Here is a 20,405-nt window from a genome sequence, read left to right as displayed (position 1 = left end):
CCGCGCGCCGCACCGCGCCGGGCCCGGACCGGGAGCCCACACGAGCATGAGTACGCAGGAGACGTCCCCGCCCAGCGGCCGGGACAGGCACGACCCGCAGGACCGGCTGACGCACATCGACGAGGCGGGCGCCGCCCGCATGGTCGACGTGTCCGGCAAGGACGTGACCGCGCGCACCGCGCGCGCGAGCGGACGCGTCCTCGTCGCGCCCCGTGTGGTCGAGCTGCTGCGCGGCGAGGGGGTCCCCAAGGGCGACGCCCTCGCCACCGCGCGCATCGCGGGCATCATGGGCGCCAAACGCACCCCGGATCTGATCCCGTTGTGTCATCCGTTGTCGGTCTCCGGTGTGAAACTGGACCTGTCGGTCGCGGACGACGCCGTGGAGATCACCGCCACGGTGCGCACGACGGATCGCACGGGCGTCGAGATGGAGGCGCTCACCGCGGTCTCCGTCGCCGCGCTCACCGTGGTCGACATGGTCAAGGCGGTCGACAAGGGAGCGGTCATCACGGACGTGCGTGTGGAGGAGAAGACGGGCGGCAAGTCGGGCGACTGGAGCCGGTCGTGACACCGGGTGCACCGGACGCACCGGGCGCGACAGACGCACCGGGCGCGCCGGGCGCACAGGCCGGGGAGGCCCTTCGCGCGCCGTACGGCGCCCTGGTGGTCACCGCCTCCAACCGGGCCGCCGCCGGGGTCTACGAGGACAAGGGCGGCCCCCTGGTCGCCGAGGGCCTGCGCCGCTTCGGCTTCGCCGTCGACGGCCCCCTGGTCGTGCCCGACGGCGATCCCGTCGAGGCCGCCCTGCGGGCAGGTGCCGAAGCGGGCTACGACGTGATCGTCACCACCGGCGGCACCGGCGTCTCGCCCACCGACCGCACCCCCGAGGCGACACGGGCGGTGATCGACTACGAGGTCCCGGGCATCGCGGAGGCCGTCCGGGCCCACGGCCGGGACAAGGTGCCGACCGCGGTGCTCTCCCGGGGTCTGGCCGGCGTGGCGGGCGGCACGCTGATCGTCAACCTGCCGGGATCCTCCGGCGGCGTGAAGGACGGCCTCGCCGTGCTGGAGCCGCTGCTGACGCACGCCGTGGACCAGCTCCGCGGCGGTGACCATCCCCGACCCGCCAGTGGTGGGGGTGCGAGCTGAACAGCCCAGCCTGGCCCGTGGAGCTGGTGGACGGCGACATCGTCCTCAGGCCGATAAAGCTGCGCGACCAGCGGGCCTGGCGCGAGGTCAACCGGCGCAACCGCGACTGGCTGCGACCGTGGGAGGCGACCATTCCGCCGCCCGCGCCCGGCGGCCCGCTGGCGCACCGGCCGACCTACCGCCAGATGGTGCGGCACCTCAGGTCGGAGGCGAACGCGGGCCGGATGCTGCCGTTCGTCATCGAGCACCAGGGGCGGCTGGTCGGGCAGTTGACGGTGGCCGGCATCACCTGGGGCTCGATGTGCTCCGGGCACGTCGGCTACTGGGTGGACGAGGCGGTGGCGGGCCGCGGGGTGATGCCGACGGCCGTGGCGATGGTGGTGGACCACTGTTTCCGCACCGTCGGTCTGCATCGCGTCGAGGTCTGCATTCGCCCCGAGAACGCGCCCAGCCGCCGGGTCGTGGAAAAACTCGGATTCCGCGAGGAGGGGCTCCGGCCGCGTTATCTCCACATCGACGGAGCCTGGCGCGACCATCTCGTCTTCGCGCTCACCGCGGAAGAGGTCCCGGAGGGGCTGCTGCGGCGCTGGCGCCGGTCACGGGACCGGAGTACCCCCAACTCCGGGAATTGAATAAACGTTCGAAATGGTCGGGCCGTGACCATCCGGAACGGATAATTTCGCACCCTGACAGTCGGCTGATCGCATCGGTCGCAAAAAAAGTCAGAAATATCAGCCAGATCGTGCGACACACCGGCTCAATTGGCGGATGGCCCCACGCAAACCCCTCTACCGTGTGAGGCGTGAGCAGCAGCGGCCTCATCTACGCAGTCATCGTCGGGGCCTGGGCCGCCTACTTGGTGCCGATGTGGCTCCGTAGGCAGGACGAGCTGAACGAGGCCCGTCCGACGGAACGCTTCAGTACCGCCATCCGGCTGCTGTCCGGACGGGCGGGCATGGAGCGCCGGTACGCCAAGGACCTGCGGTCGCGCTCCGCCGAGGAGGCGGAGCCCGACGCCGACGCCCCGGACGCCGTCACCGACTCGGTGGACGTCCGGGCCTTCGCCGTGGCCAGAACCCGACGGCACACCCGGCCCGACGCGCCGCAGCAGCCCGCGGAGCGGCCCGAACCGGCACCCCAGGAGACGGGCGGACGCCCGAACGGCGCCAGACCCGGACAGCTTCCCGACTCCGGACAGGCCGCCGACTCCGGGCGGTCCCCCGACTCCGGGCGGTCTCCCGACTCCGGGCGGTCCCCCGACTCCGGGCGGTCTCCCGACTCCGGTGCGGCGGCGCGCAACCGCGTGCCGCGGGCCCGGCGCGCACCCGTCTCACCGGCGGCGGCGGCCCGCGCCCGGCGGACCAAGGTGCTCGCGCGCCGCCGGCGCACGACCGTGGTGCTGTTCCTGGCCTTCACGCTCGGCTCGGTCGTCGCGGCGGTCGGAGGGCTCGCCTTCCTGTGGGCGCCAGGAGTGCCCGCCGTGCTGCTCAGCGCCTACATCGCCTATCTGCGCTCGCAGGAACGCCACCGGTTCGCCTTCCAGATGGACCGCCGCCAGGCCGAGGCCGCCGCGCAGCGACTGCGCGACGGCGACCGCAGGCCGCGCCGGCGCACGCCCGCCGACCCCGCCGACACGGTGGGCGAGCCGGACGCCGAGGAGCCGGACGACGGACCCGAGGCGGAACCCGACGCCGGCCTGTCGGCGCTCGCCGCGGACCGGCGTGCGCTGGTGGAGCAGACCGACCACGCCGAGTGGGTCGACCAGCAGCGCGAACGGCAGCGGCGGCCGCAGGGCGACAGCTGGGACCCGGTGCCGGTGCCCCTGCCCACCTACGTGACCGCGCCGGTCGCCCCCCGCGCCACGTCCGACGTGGACCTCGCGGCACCGGACGCGTGGAGCTCGGCACGCTCCAGCGCCGTCGCCGACGAGGAGGAAGCGGAGGCCGACCCCGGGACGCCGGGACCGGAACGCCCGGCCGCCCACACCGAGGACCGGCCGGAGACGCCCGTCCGCAGCGACGCCCGCCGCGCCGCGTCCGCCCGCCGGGCCCGGGAACGGGGCCGGACACCGCTCTTCGACCAGTACGAGGACGGGGACCGCCCCCGCGCGGCCAACGAATAGCCCCCGGCGGCCCTCACCGGGGCCGCCTCCTCGCCGGTCCACGGAAGCGATTTTTGAGCAGGCCGGTCGGGGTGCTAAAGTTTCACTCGTTGCAAGGGCCTGTGGCGCAGTCTGGTAGCGCACCTCGTTCGCATCGAGGGGGTCTGGGGTTCAAATCCCCACAGGTCCACGCACAGAGTTGTTCGCGGGTCAGCCCGGGGACAGTTTGCGAGATCCCGATCAGACGGTCACCGTCGGGTCGGGATTTCGCCGTTTCAGGCGTGGTTGGTACGCGAGTCAGTCCATCTGCCCGCCGGGGCGACGCCTTTCGCGCGGCGGGTCAGCCCTCGGTCCGGGGCGGACGCCTGCGCCGCTCATGCGGACCGGGTCGAGGATCCTCGCCAGGCGGCTCCACGCCCGGTGGAAGCGGTCGTACAGGGCGGTGACCGCGTCCTGGTCTTCGAAGTCACCAGTGGGTACGCCCAGTTCGGTGCGCGGGAGGGCTGCGAAGGGCTCCTCCACCTCCTGGGCCGGCGGTCGTCCCGCCGGGTTCCTCACGGAAGACTGACTTCACTCACCCACCGGCGAAGCACAACTGCGCGACGCGGAACGCGCGAGGCCGCGGTGCCGAGCCTGACCGCGCCGGCGAAGCCTCGTCCTCGGCCGGCGCGGGACCGACGCGCACCTGGTCCTTCAGGGTTCGTCCGCTGGTCGTGGCGCCGGTCCGGCCAGCCCGTGCAGCAGCAGATCCGTGAGGGTGTCGACGACGCGCTGGTCGTCTTCGCCGCCGGGGGGCGTGAGCACGGCGTAGTTGAGGGTGACGAGCATCGCGCCCATCGCCACCGCGATGAACTCGGGGTCGCCGGGCAGCCGGTGTCCGCGCTCGACCAGGTAATCCAGATGCTCCCGAATGGTTTCTGTCTGCTCGCGCAGGTCGCGCCAGACCCGGCCCGTGCCGGGGTCGTCGGCCACCATCGCCTGGAACAGCGCGAGCGTGACCGGGCGGTTCTGCCGCATCACCGTCCACGCGACACCGATGTGGTCGCGCAGCTGGTCGCGGTCGGTCAGGTCGTGATCGCGGGGGTGCTCCAGGCCGACCATGCGCTCGTCGATCGCACCCTCCATCTCGGCGAGGAGCGCCTGGAGCAGCTCGTCCTTGCCGGCGAAGTGCTCGTAGAACGAGCCGGTCGAACGTCCGGCCGCGGCGGTGATGTCGGTGATCTTCGTATTGAGGTAGCCGCGATCGTTGAACAGCCTCCGCGCCGCGTCCAGCAGCGCGGCACGGGTCTGGGCCGCCCGGACTTTTCGACTGGCGGTACTCGCCTGAGGCATGTCGTCCTCCATCGACTGTTGACAGACGCCAGCGTATCGGAACACACTTTCACCGAATCACTATTCAGTGAAACTCGATTCAGGGAGGCATCGTGCGGACGATCGTCATCGGTGGCGGCATAGCCGGCCCCGCCATCGCCCTCGCACTGCGGCAGATCGGTCACGACGTGACCGTCTACGAGGCGTACGACGTTCCGGTCGAGGACGTCGGCGCCCACTTCAGCCTGGCGGTCAACGGCCTGCGCGCACTGGAGAAGCTGGGCTGCCTGCGCGACGTACAGGAGGTCGGATTCCCCATCGACCGGATGCGGTTCTATACGGGGGGCGGCCACCTCTTGGGCGACGTGCCGCGCCTTCGGCGCGATGCCGACCCGATGCGCAGCATCTCGCTCCAGCGCGGGCGGCTCGTGGCAGTCCTGCGGCGCGCGGCGCTCGACGCGGGCGCGCAGATCGTCACCGGCGAACGCATGGTGGGTGCGACGGAGTCGGCGGACAGCGTGGTGGCCGAATTCGCCTCCGGCCGGCGCGAGGCCGCGGAGCTGCTCGTGGGGGCCGACGGGATCTGGTCGACCGTGCGCGGGCTGATCGACTCGTCCGCGCCGCGCGCGGAGTACGCGGGGCTCTACGGGGTCGCCGGAATCTCCGCCATGACGGGTGTCGAGCCCGGCGTCTGGAGCCTCACCTACACGCGCAACGGTGCGTTCGTGTACACCAGCATCGACGAACAAACCCAGTGGTGGACGGCGCAGATCGGGGATCCGGTCAAGCCCGACCTGCGAGGCCTCGACGACGCGCAATGGCTCCGGCGCGTCACCGAGCTGTTTCCGGAGGCGACGCCGAGGGCCCTCCTCGCGGCCACGACATCGGTAGCCGCCTCCGGCTGCCTGAACGTCTGCGACCCGGTCCAGAAGTGGCACAGCGGGCGCATGGTCCTGGTCGGCGACGCCGCCCACCCCGTCGGCGTCGGGCACGGCGCCTCGATGTGCATCGAGGACGCACTGGAGCTCGCGGTGGCGCTGAGCGGCGCCCCGACCGTCCCAGCGGCACTCAAGGCCTACGACGAGGTGCGCCGCCCGCGCATTGACAGGCTGCTCAAGCACGGGCACAACGCCCGTGAGAGCAAGCGGCCCGGCGCCGTGAAGCGACAGGTCAACGCGGCGAAGATGCGCGTACTCCTCCCGTTCTTCGAACGGGCGCAGGGATACCTGTACGACTACGAGCCGCCTTCCCTGTCCGCCGTGGGCGGAGCACAGACCACCACGCGCTAGACGGTCCGCGGGCCCGACAACCCGGTGTGGCGGCGCGGACGACGCGGCGCGCCACACCCATCGAGAAGGAGGAGCAGTTGCTGAAATCGCGGGTGAGGAAGAACCTGGCCATCGGGCTGGTGATCACGGTCGTCATCACGGCGCTGTCGGTGGTTGTCGCGGACGACGGCAGCAAGGCGGAGGAGTTCAGGAAGTCGCTGATAGTGGGCTTATTGGTGACGGCGACGGTGACAGGGGGTACCTGGTTGCTGCAGCGGAGGCGTTCGGCACGGTGACCGGCGTCCGAGCACCGGCCCTGTGGCTGCCGGCGCTGCGACGGCATCGCCTTGTCCGTAAGACGTGCCACCGGTCTTCCGCCGCACCGTGTGCGCGAGGTCATCGGACCCGGACAGTGGCGCAGACGAAGGTCGTGTCCTGGAGCAGCGCCGGAGTGATGGCCACGCCGGTCAGGTGCTCGGCCAGAGCGAACGCCGCGGGTGAGGACAGATCCGTTTCCGGAGACTCGTCCTCGAGGTGGAAGCCGATCCGCACCATGACGTCCAGCAGCTCGTCGGGTGCGGTGCCCCATCGGTCCTCCGGGAACACGGGGTCGAAACAGAGTCGCAGGACCTGGTCCTCCGCCCAGAGGAACGTGCCGACGGCGTTGACGTTGACGAAGTGGGAGACCCAGCTCGCCCCCGCCGAGGCCGGCAGGGCCCGGTCCTCGGTGACTCCGACGTACCCGTTGGGCTCGATCAGCAGCGTCCAGGGCCCCACCGTCGTCATGGCGATCAGCTGACGGTCGCCCTCCTCCAGGTCGTACTGGGCGAAGGCGGCGTCGACGACTGCGGCTATGCCCTGGACGGGCGCTTCCGGTCGCCCCTCGAGCCGGGACACCACCTCAGCAGGTGAGAGGCCCCGCACCAGGGTGAAGCAGTACGCCTCGGCAAGGTCGGGAAAGTCGTCTTCGAACCACGCGTAGTCCGCTCCGGTCTTCGTCATGCCGCCCATCCTCGCCGGTGTCACTGACACCGGAGGGGCCTCGCGGGCATGCCGTGGACCGGCGCGGCTGCTGTCAGTGGCCTCTGTCTGTCTACGGCAGCTGAAGGGGCTTCGCGTAGCAGAGGCTCTCCTCGTGGAAGCGGTAGTAGCCGAACTTCTCGCACGGCTCGTAGCCGCTGGAGGTGTACAGGGCCACGGCCTCCGGCTGCTTGGTGCCGGTCTCCAGGACCATCCGGGTCCGGCCGGCCAGGCGGGCGTCCTCCTCCAGGGCGGCCAGGATGCGGCGGGCCAGCCCGCGGCCGCGCACCTGCTCGATCACGAACATCCGCTTGAGCTCGGCGTCCCCGTCGAGATTGCCCTCGTCGTTGGTGTCCTGGCTGCGCCAGCCGCCGGAGGCGACCGGGACGTCGTTCTCGTCGTACGCGATCAGGTACAGGCCGTTCGGCGGCGCGAAGTCCGAGGGGTCCAGGTGCGTGGCGTCGCCGCCGTCGCCGTAGCGGGCGTCGTACTCGGCCTGGACCTCGTCGTTGAGCTTCACGGCGTCGGGGTGGTCGAAGGGGACCCGGCGTATGTTCATGCTTCCTACCGTATATAGATGCGCTATCGGGAGTGGGGCATCGTCCAGTGTGCCGGTACCGTGCCCGCCGCTCACCGTCTCCGGCAGAGAGGGCAGCGGCAGGGCGGCCACGTCAGTGAGTCCGGGATCCAGTCGGGGTCGCCGCCGCCGGCGTAGGCGCGTTCCTTGGTCCGGCCGCTCTCGCGTCCCTCGCGGGTGACGCGGTAGGTGCTGATCGTCAGGCGGGACTTGCCCGGTTCGGGCGGGGTTCCGGCGTTCACGCCTCGCCTCCCTCGGACTGGTGGCAGGGGCAGCAGCAGCGGGGCATCAGCAGCAGCCCCATGGCGTGCGGCAGCGGTACGTCCTTCGTCTGACGGCACTGCGCGTGCAGAACCGCGTACGCGGGGCGCTGGGCGAGGGCGCACTCGGCGGACCGTGCGGTGCCGAGCCCGGTGCGCTCGGACGACGTGCGCATCAGGCGGCCCTCTTCGCGCCGACCACGTGCCGGTCCAGGTCGAGGTCGAAGTCGGCGGCGATGACGAGAGTGAGTCGGCGGCGGCGCCGGCGTGCACGTTCGCGCGTGTGCTCGCAGGCGGTGACGTAGGGGCGTACGAGGGCTGCCGCCGCGCCGTCGAGAGGGGTGTCCATGCCGTACGGGGAGCGGGGGAGCGGGAGTCGGGCTGCGGCGGTACGGGCGTCGTCGGTGTACGGGGTGACGGTTCGGGCGTTCGCCCGTCGTCGTCCGGTACCGGGCAGCAGCAGGTTCAGCGCCCGAAGAAGGAACGCGTGGATAATGCTCACTGTTGTCAGCTCCTGTGTAGCTGGCGGCCGTGCCCCCGGACGTTCGCCGCGTCGCGGGGGTTTTCGTCGCCGTAAGAGTAGCGTGACATAGCTTGATGCATCTAGCTGTAGCTAGAGCTAGTGATGCGGAGCCTGGTGCGTCTACATACGTTCGAGGTATGCCCCTTGACCCCAAGTCCGGCCGCCCGCTCTACGCGCAGCTCGCCGACCTGATCGAGTCCAGGATTCGCAGTGGTGAGTACGCGCCTGATCGCATGATCCCGGCGTCCCTGCGGCTCGCCGAGGAATACGGCATCGCGCACATGACCGTGCGCCGAGCCATGAGGGAACTCCGCGAGCGTGGCCTGATCTACACGGTGTCGGGCAAGGGGTCCTACGTCGTACCCGAGCTGCCCGCAGGGCTGACGACAGCCGACGAGGGCGACACGCCTCCCACCCCCTGACCCGGCCTCCGCCAGGGCGGGACCCGGTCCGGTGGCAGGTATCGTGCCTTGGTGCTCACCGTGACCAGTGTCAACGTAAACGGTCTGCGTGCCGCCGCGAAGAAGGGCTTCGTGGAGTGGCTCGCCGACACCTCCGCCGACGTGCTGTGCCTCCAGGAGGTACGGGCCGAGCCCCAGCAGCTGCCCGAACACGTCCGCACGCCCGACGGCTGGCACGTCACGCACGCCCCCGCCGCCGCCAAGGGCCGCGCCGGAGTCTCCCTCTACAGCCGCCGCGAGCCCGACCGTGTCCAGGTCGGTTTCGGCTCGGCGGAGTTCGACACCAGTGGCCGGTACGTCGAGGCCGACCTGCCCGGTGTGACGGTCGCCTCCCTCTACCTGCCCTCCGGCGAGGTCGGCACCGAGCGCCAGGACGAGAAGGTCCGCTTCATGGGCGAGTTCCTCGGCTACCTCAAGGAGCTGCGCGAGCGCGCCGCCGCCGACGGGCGCGAGGTCGTCGTCTGCGGCGACTGGAACATCGCGCACCGCGAAGCCGATCTGAAGAACTGGCGCGCGAACAAGAAGAGCTCTGGCTTCCTCCCGGAGGAACGGGAGTGGCTGAGCCGGGTCCTCGACCCCGCCGAGGGCGGCTACGTCGACGTCGTGCGCGCCCTGCACCCGGACGTCGAGGGGCCGTACTCGTGGTGGTCGTACCGGGGGCGGGCCTTCGACAATGACAGTGGATGGCGGATCGACCTGCACGCCGCCACCCCGGGCCTGGCCGCCAAGGCCGTCAAGGGGCACGTCGAGCGCGCCGCCACGCATGCCGAGCGCTGGTCCGACCACGCGCCGGTCACGGTGGTCTACGACCGCTGAGCCCCTGGTCCGTCCGCTGGTCCGTCCCGCTTCCGGATCCGCCGGTCCATCGCCAGGGACAGCTCCGCCTCCACCACGCTGCGGGCGAGCGGGCGCAGGCGGTGGAGTTCCCGCTCGGGGGCGTGACGCAGGATCAGGTCGATGAAGAGGTCGGCGAGGGCGTCGGCGTGTTCGCGGACGCGGGCGCCGGCCTGGAGGACCTCGCCGAGCGGGATGCCCTCGCGGACCAGGGCGGAGGAGACCTCCAGCAGGCGGTGGCTGATGTGGACGAGTTCGTCGCCGTCGGTGCCGACGTAGCCGAGGTCCATCGCGGCGGCGAGGTTCTCCGGGGTGACCTCGCCCTCGAAGCGGGCGGCGAGTTCCTCGGGGGTGAGGCGGACCGGGGTCTCCTCGGTGGGTTCGCCGAGGCCGAGCAGGTCGCCGACGTCGCGTCCGTGGTCGAAGGCGTCGGCGAGTTCCGCGATGCCGTTCAGGGTGTGGCCGCGCTCCAGCAGTGCCGTGATGGTGCGCAGGCGGGCCAGGTGGTGGTCGTCGTACCAGGCGATGCGGCCCTCGCGGCGGGGCGGCGGGATCAGTTTGCGTTCGCGGTAGAAGCGCAGGGTGCGCACCGTGATGCCGGCCAGCCGGGCCAGGTCCTCCATGCGGTATTCACGCTTCTCGGTCACGCCCCGACCATAAGTCGTACCGGCGGTAACTTTCCTCCGTCCGACCCCTACCCATGAGTACGGAGCTGCTCTACTCTCCCCATTGCGCCAGTGTTCACTGGCGGAGTTCCAGGCGATGCGTGGAGGCTTCGGGATGGCCGAGCACGAGCAGGTTCGAGAACACGTACGGGTGGCGGTGGTCGGGTCCGGCTTCGGCGGGCTGGGGGCCGCGGTGCGGCTGCGCCGCGAGGGGATCACCGACTTCGTCGTCCTGGAGAGGTCCGACAGCGTCGGCGGGACCTGGCGGGACAACAGCTACCCCGGGTGCGCCTGCGACGTCCCGTCCCACCTGTACTCCTTCTCCTTCGCGCCCAACCCCGAGTGGCCCCGCACCTTCTCCGGGCAGGAGCACATCCGCGCCTACCTGGAGCACGTGACCGACACCTTCCGGCTGCGCCCCCACATCCGCTTCGGCTCGGAGGTGAGGCGAATGGTGTGGGACGGCGAGCGGGTGCGGTGGGAGATCGAGACCGCGAGCGGCCGGCTGACCGCCGACGTCGTCGTCTCCGCGACCGGGCCGCTGTCCGATCCGAAGGTCCCGGACATCCCGGGGCTGGACACCTTCCCCGGCAAGGTCTTCCACTCGGCCCGCTGGGACCACGGCTATGACCTCACCGGCAAGCGCGTCGCCGTGATCGGCACCGGCGCCTCCGCCATCCAGATCGTGCCGGCCGTCCAGCCCCGGGTCGGCCGCCTCACGCTCTTCCAGCGCACCCCGGCCTGGGTGATGCCCCGCATGGACCGGGCGATCAGCGGCGCCGAGCGCGCCCTGCACCGGGCGCTGCCCGTCACGACCAGACTGCGCCGCGGACTGCTGTGGGGCATCCGGGAGCTCCAGGTGCAGGCGTTCACCAAGCACCCGAACGAGCTGGGCTTCGTCGAGCGGATCGCCAAGCGCAACATGGCCGCCGCCATCAAGGACCCGGCCCTGCGCGCCAGGCTCACCCCCGACTACCGCATCGGCTGCAAGCGGATCCTGCTGTCGAGCGAGTACTACCCGGCGCTCGCCCGGCCGAATGTGGACGTGGTCGCGAGCGGGCTGAGCGAGGTGCGCGGTTCGACCCTCGTCGCCGCCGACGGCACCGAGGCCGAGGCCGACGCGATCGTCTTCGGCACCGGCTTCCACGTCACCGACATGCCCATCGCCGAGCGCGTCGTGGGCGCGGACGGGCGCACCCTCGCCGAGACCTGGAAGGGCGGCATGGAGGCCCTGCGCGGCGCCTCGGCGGCCGGCTTCCCCAACTTCATGACGGTCATCGGGCCCAACACCGGCCTCGGGAACTCGTCGATGATCCTGATGATCGAGTCCCAGCTGAACTACCTGGCCGACTACCTGCGCCAGATCGACGTCCTCGGCGGCCGGGTCGCCCTCGACGCCCGCCCCGCCGCCGTGCGCACCTGGAACCAGCGGGTGCAGGAGCGCATGAAGCGCACGGTGTGGAACACCGGCGGCTGCACCAGCTGGTACCTGGACGCGAGCGGCCGCAACACCACCGTCTGGCCCGGCACGACCGCCGACTTCCGGCGCGCGACCCGGCGCGTGGACCTCGCGGAGTACGAGGTGCTGCGCCCGGCCGTCGCCGAGGCGGACGGGAGTGCGGCCACGCGGGCCCCCGCCGCCACCTGTCTGTCCGCCGCACGCGCCGAGCGTGCCGTACCCGCCGAGGAGAGCGCATGAGCAGGGGAAGCAGCCGGGGAAGCGGCAGGGAAAGCAGGAGGGGAAGCGGCAGGGCGAGCCTGGAAGGGCGGGTCGCCGTCGTCACCGGAGCCGCGCGCGGCGTCGGGGAACTGCTGGCCCGCAAGCTGTCCGCGCGCGGGGTGAAGGTCGCGCTGGTCGGTCTGGAGCCGGACGCGCTCAAGCAGGTCTCCGCACGGCTGCACAGCGAGAGCGGGCACTGGCACGCCGACGTCACCGACCACGAGGCGATGGCCCAAGTCGCCCGCGAGGCCAAGGAACGGTTCGGCAGGATCGACATCGTCGTCGCCAACGCGGGCGTCGCCACCGGCGGGCCCTTCACCGACTCCGACCCGGACGCCTGGCGGCGCGTGATCGAGGTCAACCTGATCGGGTCGGCGGTCACCGCCCGCGCCTTCCTGCCGGCGCTGCTGGAGAGCCGCGGCTACCTGCTCCAGGTGGCGTCCCTCGCCGCCATCACGCCCGCGCCGATGATGAGCGCCTACTGCGCCTCCAAGTCCGGTGTCGAGGCGTACGCGCACAGCCTGCGCGCCGAGGTCGGCCACCGGGGCGTGAAGGTCGGCGTCGGCTATCTGTCGTGGACCGACACCGACATGGTGCGCGGCGCCGACCAGGACGACGTCATGCGCGAACTGCGGCAGCGGCTGCCCTGGCCGGCCAACAAGACCTACCCGCTGGGCCCGGCGGCCGACCGGCTCGTGGAGGGCATCGAGCGCCGCTCCGCCCACGTCTACGGGCAGTGGTGGCTGCGCGGCATGCAGGGCGTGCGCGGCTACCTGCCGGCCGTCATCGGCACCGTCGGGCAGCGCGAGATGCGGCGCCTCGGGGACCGGCTGAACGGCGTACGCACGGGCCTGGTCGGTGCGGGCGGAGCGGCCGACGAACAGCGCCCCAACCGTGCGGTTACCGTCCGTAAGTGATCGACATGCGCACGGTCACGGCCCATGTGAATCTGATCGGGCCAGGCCGATCCGGCCGGGCCCGAACATCACAGGAGTGAACCCACATGGGTATGAAGGACCAGTTCCAGGACAAGGCCGAGCGCATGCAGCAGCAGGGCAAGCAGCGGGCCGACCAGGCCAGGGAGCAGTTCCAGAACCGCGACCGCCGTCAGGGCGAGGACGAGATGGACCCCTCGCGTCGCCGGGGCGGGGAGGAGCGCGACCCGTCCTCGCGCCGCCGCGACGCGGACGAGCGCTTCGAGGAGAGCTACGACGCCTGACGCGCCGGTGAGTTGAAGGGGCGCCCCCCGTCGCACGGGGGGCGCCCTTCCTCATGCCCGGGGCGGCAGCGGTGGGCGGGACCGGTCCGGTACGTCGTCGTAACCCGGCGGCGTGGCGGGCGGGTTGGTCTCCAGCAGCTCCAGCGCCAGCCGGACCGCCTCGTCCAGCACCGGGTACCGGCCCTCGGCCCAGTCCAACGGGGTGCGCAGCGCCTCGACGTCGGGGTCGACGCCGTAGTTCTCCACGGACCAGCCGTACGCGTCGAACCAGGCCGCGTTCATCGGCACCGTGATCACCGTGCCGTCGCCGAGGCGGTGCCGGCCGGTCATGCCGACCACGCCGCCCCAGGTGCGCTGCCCGACCACCGGGCCGAGCCGCAGCAGCTTGAACGCGGCCGTGATCATGTCGCCGTCGGAGGACGTCGCCTCGTCCGCGACCGCCACGACCGGCCCGCGCGGGGCGTTGGAGGTGTACGACACCGGCTGCGCGTCGCGTGTCAGGTCCCAGCCCAGGATGGTGCGGGTCAGTTTCTCGATGACGAGTTCGCTGATGTGTCCGCCCGCGTTGCCGCGCACGTCCACGATCAGCGCGGGCCGGGACACCTCCATGCGCAGGTCGCGGTTGAACTGCGCCCAGCCGGAGCCGCCCATGTCGGGGATGTGCAGGTAGCCGCACCGCCCGCCGCTCAACTCCCGTACCACTTCGCGGCGTTTGGCCACCCAGTCCTGGTAGCGCAGCGGCCGTTCGTCGACGAGCGGTACGACGGCGACCCGGCGGGCCGGTCCCGTGCCGCCCTCGCCCGGTGCGAAGGTCAGTTCCACCGTCGTACCGCCCGCGCCCGCCAGCAGCGGGTACGGGCCCGTGACCGGATCCACCGGGCGGCCGTCGACATGGGTCAGTACGGCCCCCTCGCGGATGCCCGTGCCGGCCAGCGGCGAGCGGGCCCTGGAGTCGGAGGAGTCGCCGGGCAGGATGCGCCTGACCACCCAGTGGCCGTCCCGGCACGCGAAGTTGGCGCCGAGCAGGCCCTGCCAGCGCTGGTAGTGCGCCGGGCCCTCGTTGCGCCGGGCGGCGACGACGTAGGCGTGCGAGGTGCCCAGTTCGCCGAGCACCTCGCGGAGCAGGTCGGCGAACTCGTCCGGGGAGGCGACCCGTTCGAGCAGCGGCCGGTACTGGTCCAGCACCGCGTCCCAGTCGACGCCGCACATGCCGGGGTCCCAGAAGTGGGCGCGGACCAGGCGGCCGGCCTCGTCGTACGCCTGGCGCCACTCGGCGGCCGGGTCGACCTCGTGCAGGATGCGGCGCAGGTCGATCCAGGTGGTCGAGTCGCCGTCGCCGACCTCGGTGGCGGGCACCGCGCGCAGGTCGCCCTCGTCGAGCAGGACCAGGCGGGTGCCGTCGCCGCTGACCCGGAACCGGTCCAGGTGGTCGACGAGTTCGGACTTCTTCGCCTTGGCCAGGTCGAAGTGCTCCAGGGTGGGCCGCTCGCTCGGGTCCGCCGGATTGGCGAAGGTCTCGCCGAGCGCGCCCGAGATCGGCCAGCGCAGCCAGACCAGGCCGCCGCCCGCGACCGGGCACAGCGCCGAGTACTTCGACGCGGTGACCGGGAACGGGGTCACCCGGGACTCCAGCCCCTCGACCTCGACGGTCACCGTGCCGCCCTCGCCGGTCTCGTCCTCCAGCGGGTCCAGGCCCCCGGCGGCGGGGCGGCCCTCCGGGTTCAGGGCGAAGGGGGAGGGGGTCGCGGAGGACAGCGGCACCAGGTAGGGGCGGCAGCCGAGCGGGAAGGACAGGTCGCCGGTGTGCACGTCGTACACCGGGTCGAAGCCGCGCCAGGACAGGAAGGCGAGGTAGCGGCCGTCCCGGGTGAAGACCGGGTTCTCGTCCTCGAAGCGTCCGTCGGTGACGTCGACGACGAGTGGGCCCTGGCCCTCCTGCCCGTTCCTCCCGTCGATGCGGGCCATCTTGATCTGCCGCAGCGAGCGCCCGATGCCGGGGTGGGACCAGGTGAGCCAGGCCCCGTCCGGGGAGAAGGCGAGGTCGCTGACGGGACCGTTGACGGACCGGATCAGCTCGGTGGCGCGGCCACCGGTGCCGCCGGCGGGGGGCTCGGCGCCGGCTCCTTCTCCCTCAGTGGTCACGTCCGCCGCTTCGGCCACGTCCGTCGCCTCGGCCACGTCCGTCGCCTCGGTCACGTCCGTCGCCTCGGTCACGTCCGTCGCCTCGGCCACATCCGTCACCCCCGCCACATCCGTCTGGTGGGAGACGTCGAGCAGCAGCAGCCGGCCGTCGTGCGAGGCGATGGCGAGGCGCTCGCCCGCCGGGTCCGAGACCAGCTCCAGGACCCGGCCCAGGTCCCCGGAGTCCGGCCGCCAGGGCGCGCGGCCCCCGGTCGCCCGTGGCAGGTGGGCGATCTCGATCGTGTCCTCGCCCTCCGCGTCCGTCACGTACGCGATCCGCCCGCCGGCCCCGAGCATCTCCGGCAGCCGCACCCGTACCCCTGGCGTGTCGGCGAGGGTGCGGGCCGGTCCGTCGCGGTGGGTGAGCCAGTACAGGCTGCCGCGTACGACGACGGCGCTCGCCCGGCCCGTCTCGTCCACGGAGACGCCGCCCACGTGCTGGGCGGCGGGCACCTGGTACGTACGCCGTCCGGCGCGCGGCCCGCTCAGCCGTACGTCGAGCCGGCGCGGCACCGAACCGGGCGACAGGTCCTCGACGATCCACAGGTCGCCCGCGCACTGGTACACCACGCGGTCGCCGTCGCTCGCGGCGTGCCGGGCGTAGCAGGCGTCGTGGTCGGTGTGGCGGCGCAGGTCGGAGCCGTCGTGGGCGCACGAGTAGAGGTTGCCGACGCCCTCGTGGTCGGAGAGGAAGGCGATCCGGCCGCCCACGAACATGGGGGAGTGCAGATGGCCCCCGAGGCCGGGCAGGAGCCGTTGCCCGTGCAGCCAGAGCCGGCCCGTGGCGCCGCCCCGGTAGCGCTTCCAGGCGGCCGGTTCGTGCGGTGGGGTGCCCGTGAGGAGCAGGGTCCGGCGTTCCCCGTCGAGGTCGGCGGCCTGGATGTCGGTGACCGGGCCCCAGGGCAGTTTGCGGCCGGGGTCGCCGTCGGGGGTGATCTTGTAGGCCCAGGTGAGGTGGGAGAAGGGCTCGCCGTGCGAGGCGACGGCGAGGACGGCGGTGGTGCCGTCGGGATCGGGGGGCGACCAGCCGCAGACCCGGGTGTCCGTGCCGCCCCAGTGGGTGAGCTGCCGTCCGGGGCCGCCGTCCACCGGCACGAGGTGGACCTCCGGCACCAGGCTGCGCCAGCTGGTGTACGCGATGTGGCGGCCGTCGGGCGAGAAGCGCGGGTGGCCGGTCTTGGTGCGGTCGACGGTGAGCCGCCAGGCACGGCCCGGGCCGTCGAGGTCGGCGAGCCAGAGGTCGTCCTCGGCCACGAAGCACAGGTGGTCGCCGCTGAGGTGCGGAAGGCGCAGATAACTCACCTGCCCCATGTTTTGCCGGGGGCGGGGCCCCGGCAACTCGGCCCACACTTATGAGTAACCGACAACCGTGACCCAGACCACGAACGAAACCGTTTCGTTTCGTTAGGGCGTCGGGTACATTCACCGTGTACGAAACGGTGTCGTTCAGACGGAGCGGACGAGAGGAGCGAGCGAGATGACCGAGGTCACCACCGCGCGCCGCAGTCGGATCACTCCCGAGCGCGAGGCCGAGCTGTACGAGGCCGTGCTCGACCTCCTCCGGGAAGTCGGCTACGACGCCCTCACCATGGACGCCGTGGCGGCCCGCACCCGGTCCAGCAAGGCGACGCTCTACCGCCAGTGGGGCGGCAAGCCGGACCTGGTCGTCCAGGCCATCCGGCACAACAAGCCGGGGAAGATCGGCGAGATCGACACCGGCTCCCTCCGTGGCGACCTGCACGCCCTGATGGCCCACGAGGACGACTGCACCATGGCACAGAACTCCGCGCTGATGCGGGGCGTGGCCATGGCGCTCCACCAGAACCCCGACCTGCGTCAGGCGTTCCGGGACCAACTCGTCGGACCGGAGATGGCGGAGTTCCAGCGCCTGCTGCAACGCGCCGTCGACCGGGGTGAGGTCAGAGCGGACTGTCCGGCGCTGGACTTCCTCGTGCACATGCTGGTCGGCGGGTTCGCCACCCGCACGCTGCTCGACGACCAGCCGCCGACCCGGGCCTTCCTCACCTCCTACATCGACGCCGTGATCCTCCCCGCACTCGGCGTCCCCGCCACCACCCCCACCCCCTGACACGTCCCCTCAGCAGAACCCCCATCTGAGCCCCGCCCTGAGCCCCACCTGACGTCACCGCTCACGTCGTCGGGCCGATCACACCTGCCCTGAAGATCCACGACCTGACCGGGAGTACGCCCTCGTGGCCACGTTCCTCTACAAACTCGGCCGGCTCGCCTTCCGCCGACGGCACTTCGTCGCCCTGATATGGGTGGCGCTGCTGACGCTCGCGGGCGTCGGCGCCGCCAGTGCCCCGACCGCCGGCACCACCTCCTTCTCCATCCCCGGCACCGAGGCCCAGAAGGCCTTCGACCTGCTGGAGGAGCGCTTCCCCGGCACCAGCGCCGACGGGGCGACCGCGCGCGTCGTCTTCAAGGCGCCGTCCGGCGAGAAGATGACGGACGCCGACAACAAGGCGACCGTCGAGAAGGCGGTCTCCGACCTGGCCGACGGCACCGAGGTCGCCTCGGTCGCCGACCCGTACACGGGCAACGCCGTCAGCAAGGACGGCACGATCGCCTACGCGTCCGTGAAGTACGACGTCTCCGGCATGGAGCTGGAGGACACCACCAAGGACGCCCTGGAGGACGCCGCCCAGCAGGCGCGCGACGCCGGGCTGACCGTCGAGATCGGCGGTGACGCGCTGCAGGCCGTCCCGCACACCGGTACCACGGAGATCATCGGCATCGCGGTCGCCGCCGTCGTCCTCGTCATCACCTTCGGCTCGCTGGTCGCGGCCGGCCTGCCCCTCCTCACGGCGCTGATCGGCGTCGGTATCGGCGTCGCCTCGATCACGGCCCTCGCCAGCGCACTCGAACTGGGCTCCACCACCTCCATCCTGGCGATGATGATCGGCCTCGCGGTCGGCATCGACTACGCCCTGTTCATCGTCTCCCGCTACCGCGCCGAACTCGCCGAGGGACGTGAGCGCGAGGAGGCCGCGGGCCGCGCGGTCGGCACGGCGGGCTCGGCGGTCGTCTTCGCCGGCCTCACCGTCGTCATCGCCCTGGTCGGCCTCGCCGTCGTCAACATCCCGATGCTGACCAAGATGGGCATCGCGGCGGCCGGCACCGTCGCCATCGCGGTGGTGATCGCCCTGACGATGGTTCCCGCGCTGCTCGGTTACGCCGGCCGCAGGGTCAAGCCGAACGGCGCGAAGGGCAGGCTCCTGGGAGGCGCCCGCAAGGGTTCCGACAAGAGCGAGCGCGAGGGCGCGGAGGAGCCGGCGAAGCAGCCGAAGGACAACCTGGGCACCCGCTGGGCGCGCTTCGTCGTCCGCCGTCCGCTGGCCGTCCTCCTCCTGGGCGTCATCGGCCTCGGAGCCGCCGCGCTCCCCGCGGCCTCCCTGGAACTGGGTCTGCCCGACGACGGCTCCCAGCCGACGTCGACGACCCAGCGCCGGGCGTACGACCTCCTGTCGGAGGGCTTCGGGCCGGGCTTCAACGGTCCGCTGATGGTCGTCGTCGACGCGAAGGGCAGCGACGCTCCCGACCAGGTGTTCACCGACGTCTCCGACGAGATCAAGGGCCTCGACGGCGTCATGGCGGTCACCCCGCCCGCTCCCAACAAGAGCGGCGACACCGCGACGATCACCGTGGTCCCGGACTCCAAGCCGTCCTCCGTCGAGACCGAGGACCTGGTGCACGCCATCCGCGACGCGGGCGCCGGCATCGAGGCGGACACCGGCGCGGAGACCCTGGTGACCGGCTCGACGGCGATGAACATCGACGTCAGCGAGAAGCTGAACGACGCGCTGCTGCCGTACCTGGTCCTGGTCGTCGGCCTGGCCTTCCTCCTGCTGATCGTGGTCTTCCGCTCGATCCTGGTCCCGCTGAAGGCGGCCCTCGGCTTCCTGCTCTCCGTCATGGCGGCCCTCGGCGCGGTCGTCGCGGTCTTCCAGTGGGGCTGGCTGTCCGGCCTGATGGGCGTCGAGGAGACCGGTCCGGTCATGTCGATGATGCCGATCTTCATGGTCGGCGTGGTCTTCGGCCTGGCGATGGACTACGAGGTCTTCCTGGTCACCCGTATGCGGGAGGCCTACGTCCACGGCGAGACGCCCGACCAGGCGGTCGTCACCGGCTTCAGGCACGGGGCGAGGGTCGTCACGGCCGCGGCGGTCATCATGATGGCGGTCTTCGCGGGCTTCATCGGCTCCAGCGAGTCGATGGTCAAGATGATCGGCTTCGGCCTGGCGATCGCCGTCTTCTTCGACGCGTTCGTCGTCCGCATGGCCATCGTTCCGGCGGTCCTCGCCCTGCTCGGCAAGAAGGCCTGGTGGCTGCCTAAGTGGCTGGACCGCGCGCTGCCCAACGTGGACGTCGAGGGCGAGGGCCTGCGCACGGCCGGGGACGGCAAGGGCGGCCCCGACGAGGACAGGGAGCTGGTACGCACCTGACGCGCCGCCTCTGACAGGACGACAGACCAGCCGGTGAGGGCTCCGTGGGGACGGGGCTGCCCTCACCGGCTTCCTGTCGCGCGGGGACACCGCAACCCGGTCGCCCGCCGGGTGCACGTGCCGTTACGGTGCCGTCCATGACGACGACCGACGACGCCTCCGCGACCCCCGCCGCCCACCCCCGTTTCGCCGAGGCCCTGCGCGGACTCGGCCTCGGTGAACTGGCCGGACGGGCCCGGCGCTTCCCGGAGGCCACGCGCACCGCGGCCGAGGCCGCCGCCGCGATCGGCTGCGAGCTGAGCCAGATCTGCAAGTCGCTCATCTTCGCCGCGGACGGCGTGCCGGTCCTGGTCCTCATGGACGGCGCCTCCCGGGTCGACCTGGAGCGGGTCCGGGAGGAACTCGGCGCTCATAAGGTCACGCGGGCCAGGGCCGACGTCGTGCGGGAGACCACCGGATACGCCATCGGCGGCGTGCCGCCCTTCGGGCACCGGAGCAGGACCCGGGTGCTCGCCGACCGGTCCCTCCTCGCCCACGAGGTCGTCTGGGCCGCCGCCGGCACCCCGTACGCCGTCTTCCCGATGGAGCCCAAGGAACTCGTCGCCACCGCCGGCGCCACCCTCGTGGACGTGCGCGAGCGCTCCGAGTGA

At 71.9% G+C, this 20,405-nt stretch carries 23 protein-coding genes and 1 tRNA gene; 15 read left to right on the top strand and 9 right to left on the bottom strand.

The genetic code is table 11. The annotated features are described in order from the left end of the window. The first annotated feature begins 46 nt into the window (after nt 1-46). The 5 genes from moaC to ACP4J0_RS00850 all read left to right on the top strand — a co-directional run bounded on the left by moaC (nt 47) and on the right by ACP4J0_RS00850 (nt 3,440). Entirely contained in the window at nt 47-568 is a 522-nt protein-coding gene (moaC, locus tag ACP4J0_RS00870) for a cyclic pyranopterin monophosphate synthase MoaC (protein WP_426596644.1), read from the top strand. A 92-nt stretch (nt 569-660) separates the two neighbouring features. Then, on the top strand, nt 661-1,149 hold the full coding sequence (locus ACP4J0_RS00865; protein ID WP_426596904.1) for a MogA/MoaB family molybdenum cofactor biosynthesis protein: 489 nt from the start codon (nt 661-663) through the stop codon (nt 1,147-1,149). A 26-nt stretch (nt 1,150-1,175) separates the two neighbouring features. After that, on the top strand, nt 1,176-1,781 hold the full coding sequence (locus ACP4J0_RS00860; protein ID WP_426521144.1) for a GNAT family N-acetyltransferase: 606 nt from the start codon (nt 1,176-1,178) through the stop codon (nt 1,779-1,781). Between the two features lie 170 nt (nt 1,782-1,951). Further along, entirely contained in the window at nt 1,952-3,271 is a 1,320-nt protein-coding gene (glpR, locus tag ACP4J0_RS00855; protein WP_426596643.1) for a gephyrin-like molybdotransferase receptor GlpR, read from the top strand. Between the two features lie 95 nt (nt 3,272-3,366). Next, nucleotides 3,367-3,440 (top strand) — tRNA-Ala (locus ACP4J0_RS00850). A gap of 107 nt (nt 3,441-3,547) precedes the next feature. Here ACP4J0_RS00850 and ACP4J0_RS00845 read toward each other — a convergent pair. Both ACP4J0_RS00845 and ACP4J0_RS00840 read right to left on the bottom strand, forming a co-directional pair. Further along, nucleotides 3,548-3,772 carry a hypothetical protein gene (locus ACP4J0_RS00845; RefSeq protein WP_426596642.1) on the bottom strand — a complete coding sequence of 75 codons (225 nt, stop codon included), beginning with the start codon at nt 3,770-3,772 and terminating at the stop codon, nt 3,548-3,550. Between the two features lie 171 nt (nt 3,773-3,943). After that, nucleotides 3,944-4,582, bottom strand: a complete 639-nt coding sequence (locus ACP4J0_RS00840) for a TetR/AcrR family transcriptional regulator (protein ID WP_426596641.1) — start codon at nt 4,580-4,582, stop codon at nt 3,944-3,946. Nucleotides 4,583-4,674: 92 nt separating this feature from the next. On the opposite strand from ACP4J0_RS00840, the gene ACP4J0_RS00835 reads away from it, so the two are divergent. Next, nucleotides 4,675-5,850, top strand: coding sequence for an FAD-dependent oxidoreductase (locus ACP4J0_RS00835; protein ID WP_426596640.1), 1,176 nt, complete (start codon nt 4,675-4,677; stop codon nt 5,848-5,850). Nucleotides 5,851-5,876: 26 nt separating this feature from the next. Next, entirely contained in the window at nt 5,877-6,125 is a 249-nt protein-coding gene (locus ACP4J0_RS00830) for a hypothetical protein (RefSeq protein ID WP_426596639.1), read from the top strand. A gap of 100 nt (nt 6,126-6,225) precedes the next feature. Here ACP4J0_RS00830 and ACP4J0_RS00825 read toward each other — a convergent pair whose 3' ends face one another. From ACP4J0_RS00825 to ACP4J0_RS00805, 5 genes are all read right to left on the bottom strand, one after another. Continuing rightward, nucleotides 6,226-6,831: a DUF6461 domain-containing protein gene (locus tag ACP4J0_RS00825; RefSeq protein WP_426596638.1), complete on the bottom strand. Its 606-nt coding sequence runs from the start codon at nt 6,829-6,831 to the stop codon at nt 6,226-6,228. A 91-nt stretch (nt 6,832-6,922) separates the two neighbouring features. Then, a complete protein-coding gene (locus ACP4J0_RS00820) occupies nt 6,923-7,408 on the bottom strand; it encodes a GNAT family N-acetyltransferase (RefSeq protein WP_426596637.1) in 486 nt (161 codons plus the stop codon). Between the two features lie 71 nt (nt 7,409-7,479). Beyond that, nucleotides 7,480-7,668 carry a hypothetical protein gene (locus ACP4J0_RS00815; protein WP_426596636.1) on the bottom strand — a complete coding sequence of 63 codons (189 nt, stop codon included), beginning with the start codon at nt 7,666-7,668 and terminating at the stop codon, nt 7,480-7,482. Further along, nucleotides 7,665-7,862: a hypothetical protein gene (locus tag ACP4J0_RS00810; protein WP_426596635.1), complete on the bottom strand. Its 198-nt coding sequence runs from the start codon at nt 7,860-7,862 to the stop codon at nt 7,665-7,667. Before ACP4J0_RS00810 ends, ACP4J0_RS00815 begins: the two co-directional genes overlap by 4 nt. Beyond that, nucleotides 7,862-8,188, bottom strand: coding sequence for a hypothetical protein (locus ACP4J0_RS00805; protein ID WP_426596634.1), 327 nt, complete (start codon nt 8,186-8,188; stop codon nt 7,862-7,864). Before ACP4J0_RS00805 ends, ACP4J0_RS00810 begins: the two co-directional genes overlap by 1 nt. A 158-nt stretch (nt 8,189-8,346) precedes the next feature. Between ACP4J0_RS00805 and ACP4J0_RS00800 the strand changes: the two genes are divergently transcribed. Then, nucleotides 8,347-8,631 (top strand): GntR family transcriptional regulator, encoded by a 285-nt coding sequence (locus ACP4J0_RS00800; protein ID WP_426596633.1) that lies wholly within the window; start codon nt 8,347-8,349, stop codon nt 8,629-8,631. A gap of 51 nt (nt 8,632-8,682) precedes the next feature. Beyond that, nucleotides 8,683-9,486 (top strand): exodeoxyribonuclease III, encoded by an 804-nt coding sequence (locus ACP4J0_RS00795; RefSeq protein WP_426596632.1) that lies wholly within the window; start codon nt 8,683-8,685, stop codon nt 9,484-9,486. Here the strand turns inward: ACP4J0_RS00795 and ACP4J0_RS00790 are convergent. Next, nucleotides 9,474-10,151: a MerR family transcriptional regulator gene (locus ACP4J0_RS00790; RefSeq protein WP_426596631.1), complete on the bottom strand. Its 678-nt coding sequence runs from the start codon at nt 10,149-10,151 to the stop codon at nt 9,474-9,476. The genes ACP4J0_RS00795 and ACP4J0_RS00790 overlap by 13 nt on opposite strands. Before the next feature lie 133 nt (nt 10,152-10,284). Here ACP4J0_RS00790 and ACP4J0_RS00785 point away from each other — a divergent pair, with 133 nt between their 5' ends. The 3 genes from ACP4J0_RS00785 (at nt 10,285) to ACP4J0_RS00775 (ending at nt 13,108) form a co-directional block, all read left to right on the top strand. After that, nucleotides 10,285-11,868, top strand: coding sequence for a flavin-containing monooxygenase (locus ACP4J0_RS00785; RefSeq protein ID WP_426596630.1), 1,584 nt, complete (start codon nt 10,285-10,287; stop codon nt 11,866-11,868). Beyond that, the gene (locus tag ACP4J0_RS00780; protein WP_426596629.1) at nt 11,865-12,806 is read left to right on the top strand and encodes an SDR family oxidoreductase; all 942 of its coding nucleotides are present in this window, start codon (nt 11,865-11,867) and stop codon (nt 12,804-12,806) included. The genes ACP4J0_RS00785 and ACP4J0_RS00780 overlap by 4 nt, the downstream gene beginning before the upstream one ends. Before the next feature lie 86 nt (nt 12,807-12,892). Next, complete coding sequence (locus ACP4J0_RS00775; RefSeq protein WP_426596628.1) at nt 12,893-13,108, top strand: hypothetical protein; 216 nt, start codon at nt 12,893-12,895, stop codon at nt 13,106-13,108. A gap of 51 nt (nt 13,109-13,159) precedes the next feature. On the opposite strand, the gene ACP4J0_RS00770 is transcribed toward ACP4J0_RS00775, so the two are convergent. Next, nucleotides 13,160-16,600 carry a S41 family peptidase gene (locus ACP4J0_RS00770; RefSeq protein WP_426596627.1) on the bottom strand — a complete coding sequence of 1,147 codons (3,441 nt, stop codon included), beginning with the start codon at nt 16,598-16,600 and terminating at the stop codon, nt 13,160-13,162. Between the two features lie 166 nt (nt 16,601-16,766). On the opposite strand from ACP4J0_RS00770, the gene ACP4J0_RS00765 reads away from it, so the two are divergent. The 3 genes from ACP4J0_RS00765 to ACP4J0_RS00755 all read left to right on the top strand — a co-directional run bounded on the left by ACP4J0_RS00765 (nt 16,767) and on the right by ACP4J0_RS00755 (nt 20,405). Continuing rightward, nucleotides 16,767-17,378: a TetR/AcrR family transcriptional regulator gene (locus ACP4J0_RS00765; protein WP_426596626.1), complete on the top strand. Its 612-nt coding sequence runs from the start codon at nt 16,767-16,769 to the stop codon at nt 17,376-17,378. Between the two features lie 124 nt (nt 17,379-17,502). Next, nucleotides 17,503-19,755, top strand: coding sequence for an MMPL family transporter (locus ACP4J0_RS00760; RefSeq protein ID WP_426596625.1), 2,253 nt, complete (start codon nt 17,503-17,505; stop codon nt 19,753-19,755). 137 nt (nt 19,756-19,892) lie between these two features. Next, complete coding sequence (locus tag ACP4J0_RS00755) at nt 19,893-20,405, top strand: YbaK/EbsC family protein (RefSeq protein WP_426596624.1); 513 nt, start codon at nt 19,893-19,895, stop codon at nt 20,403-20,405.

Source organism: Streptomyces sp. WG7, from assembly GCF_049975785.1.
In the GTDB taxonomy this organism is placed as follows: domain Bacteria; phylum Actinomycetota; class Actinomycetes; order Streptomycetales; family Streptomycetaceae; genus Streptomyces.
Note: the sequence above shows the minus strand (reverse complement) of the source record. Positions and strands in the feature narration are given on the sequence as shown.

Bases quoted from the DNA above. Each gene is read 5' to 3' on its own strand.
- moaC (WP_426596644.1), top strand. From the start codon at position 47: ATGAGTACGCAGGAGACGTCCCCGCCCAGCGGCCGGGACAGGCACGAC.
- ACP4J0_RS00840 (WP_426596641.1), bottom strand. From the start codon at position 4,582: ATGCCTCAGGCGAGTACCGCCAGTCGAAAAGTCCGGGCGGCCCAGACC.
- ACP4J0_RS00825 (WP_426596638.1), bottom strand. From the start codon at position 6,831: ATGACGAAGACCGGAGCGGACTACGCGTGGTTCGAAGACGACTTTCCC.
- ACP4J0_RS00820 (WP_426596637.1), bottom strand. From the start codon at position 7,408: ATGAACATACGCCGGGTCCCCTTCGACCACCCCGACGCCGTGAAGCTC.
- ACP4J0_RS00810 (WP_426596635.1), bottom strand. From the start codon at position 7,862: ATGCGCACGTCGTCCGAGCGCACCGGGCTCGGCACCGCACGGTCCGCC.
- ACP4J0_RS00800 (WP_426596633.1), top strand. From the start codon at position 8,347: ATGCCCCTTGACCCCAAGTCCGGCCGCCCGCTCTACGCGCAGCTCGCC.
- ACP4J0_RS00785 (WP_426596630.1), top strand. From the start codon at position 10,285: ATGGCCGAGCACGAGCAGGTTCGAGAACACGTACGGGTGGCGGTGGTC.
- ACP4J0_RS00780 (WP_426596629.1), top strand. From the start codon at position 11,865: ATGAGCAGGGGAAGCAGCCGGGGAAGCGGCAGGGAAAGCAGGAGGGGA.
- ACP4J0_RS00775 (WP_426596628.1), top strand. From the start codon at position 12,893: ATGGGTATGAAGGACCAGTTCCAGGACAAGGCCGAGCGCATGCAGCAG.
- ACP4J0_RS00770 (WP_426596627.1), bottom strand. From the start codon at position 16,600: ATGGGGCAGGTGAGTTATCTGCGCCTTCCGCACCTCAGCGGCGACCAC.
- ACP4J0_RS00765 (WP_426596626.1), top strand. From the start codon at position 16,767: ATGACCGAGGTCACCACCGCGCGCCGCAGTCGGATCACTCCCGAGCGC.
- ACP4J0_RS00755 (WP_426596624.1), top strand. From the start codon at position 19,893: ATGACGACGACCGACGACGCCTCCGCGACCCCCGCCGCCCACCCCCGT.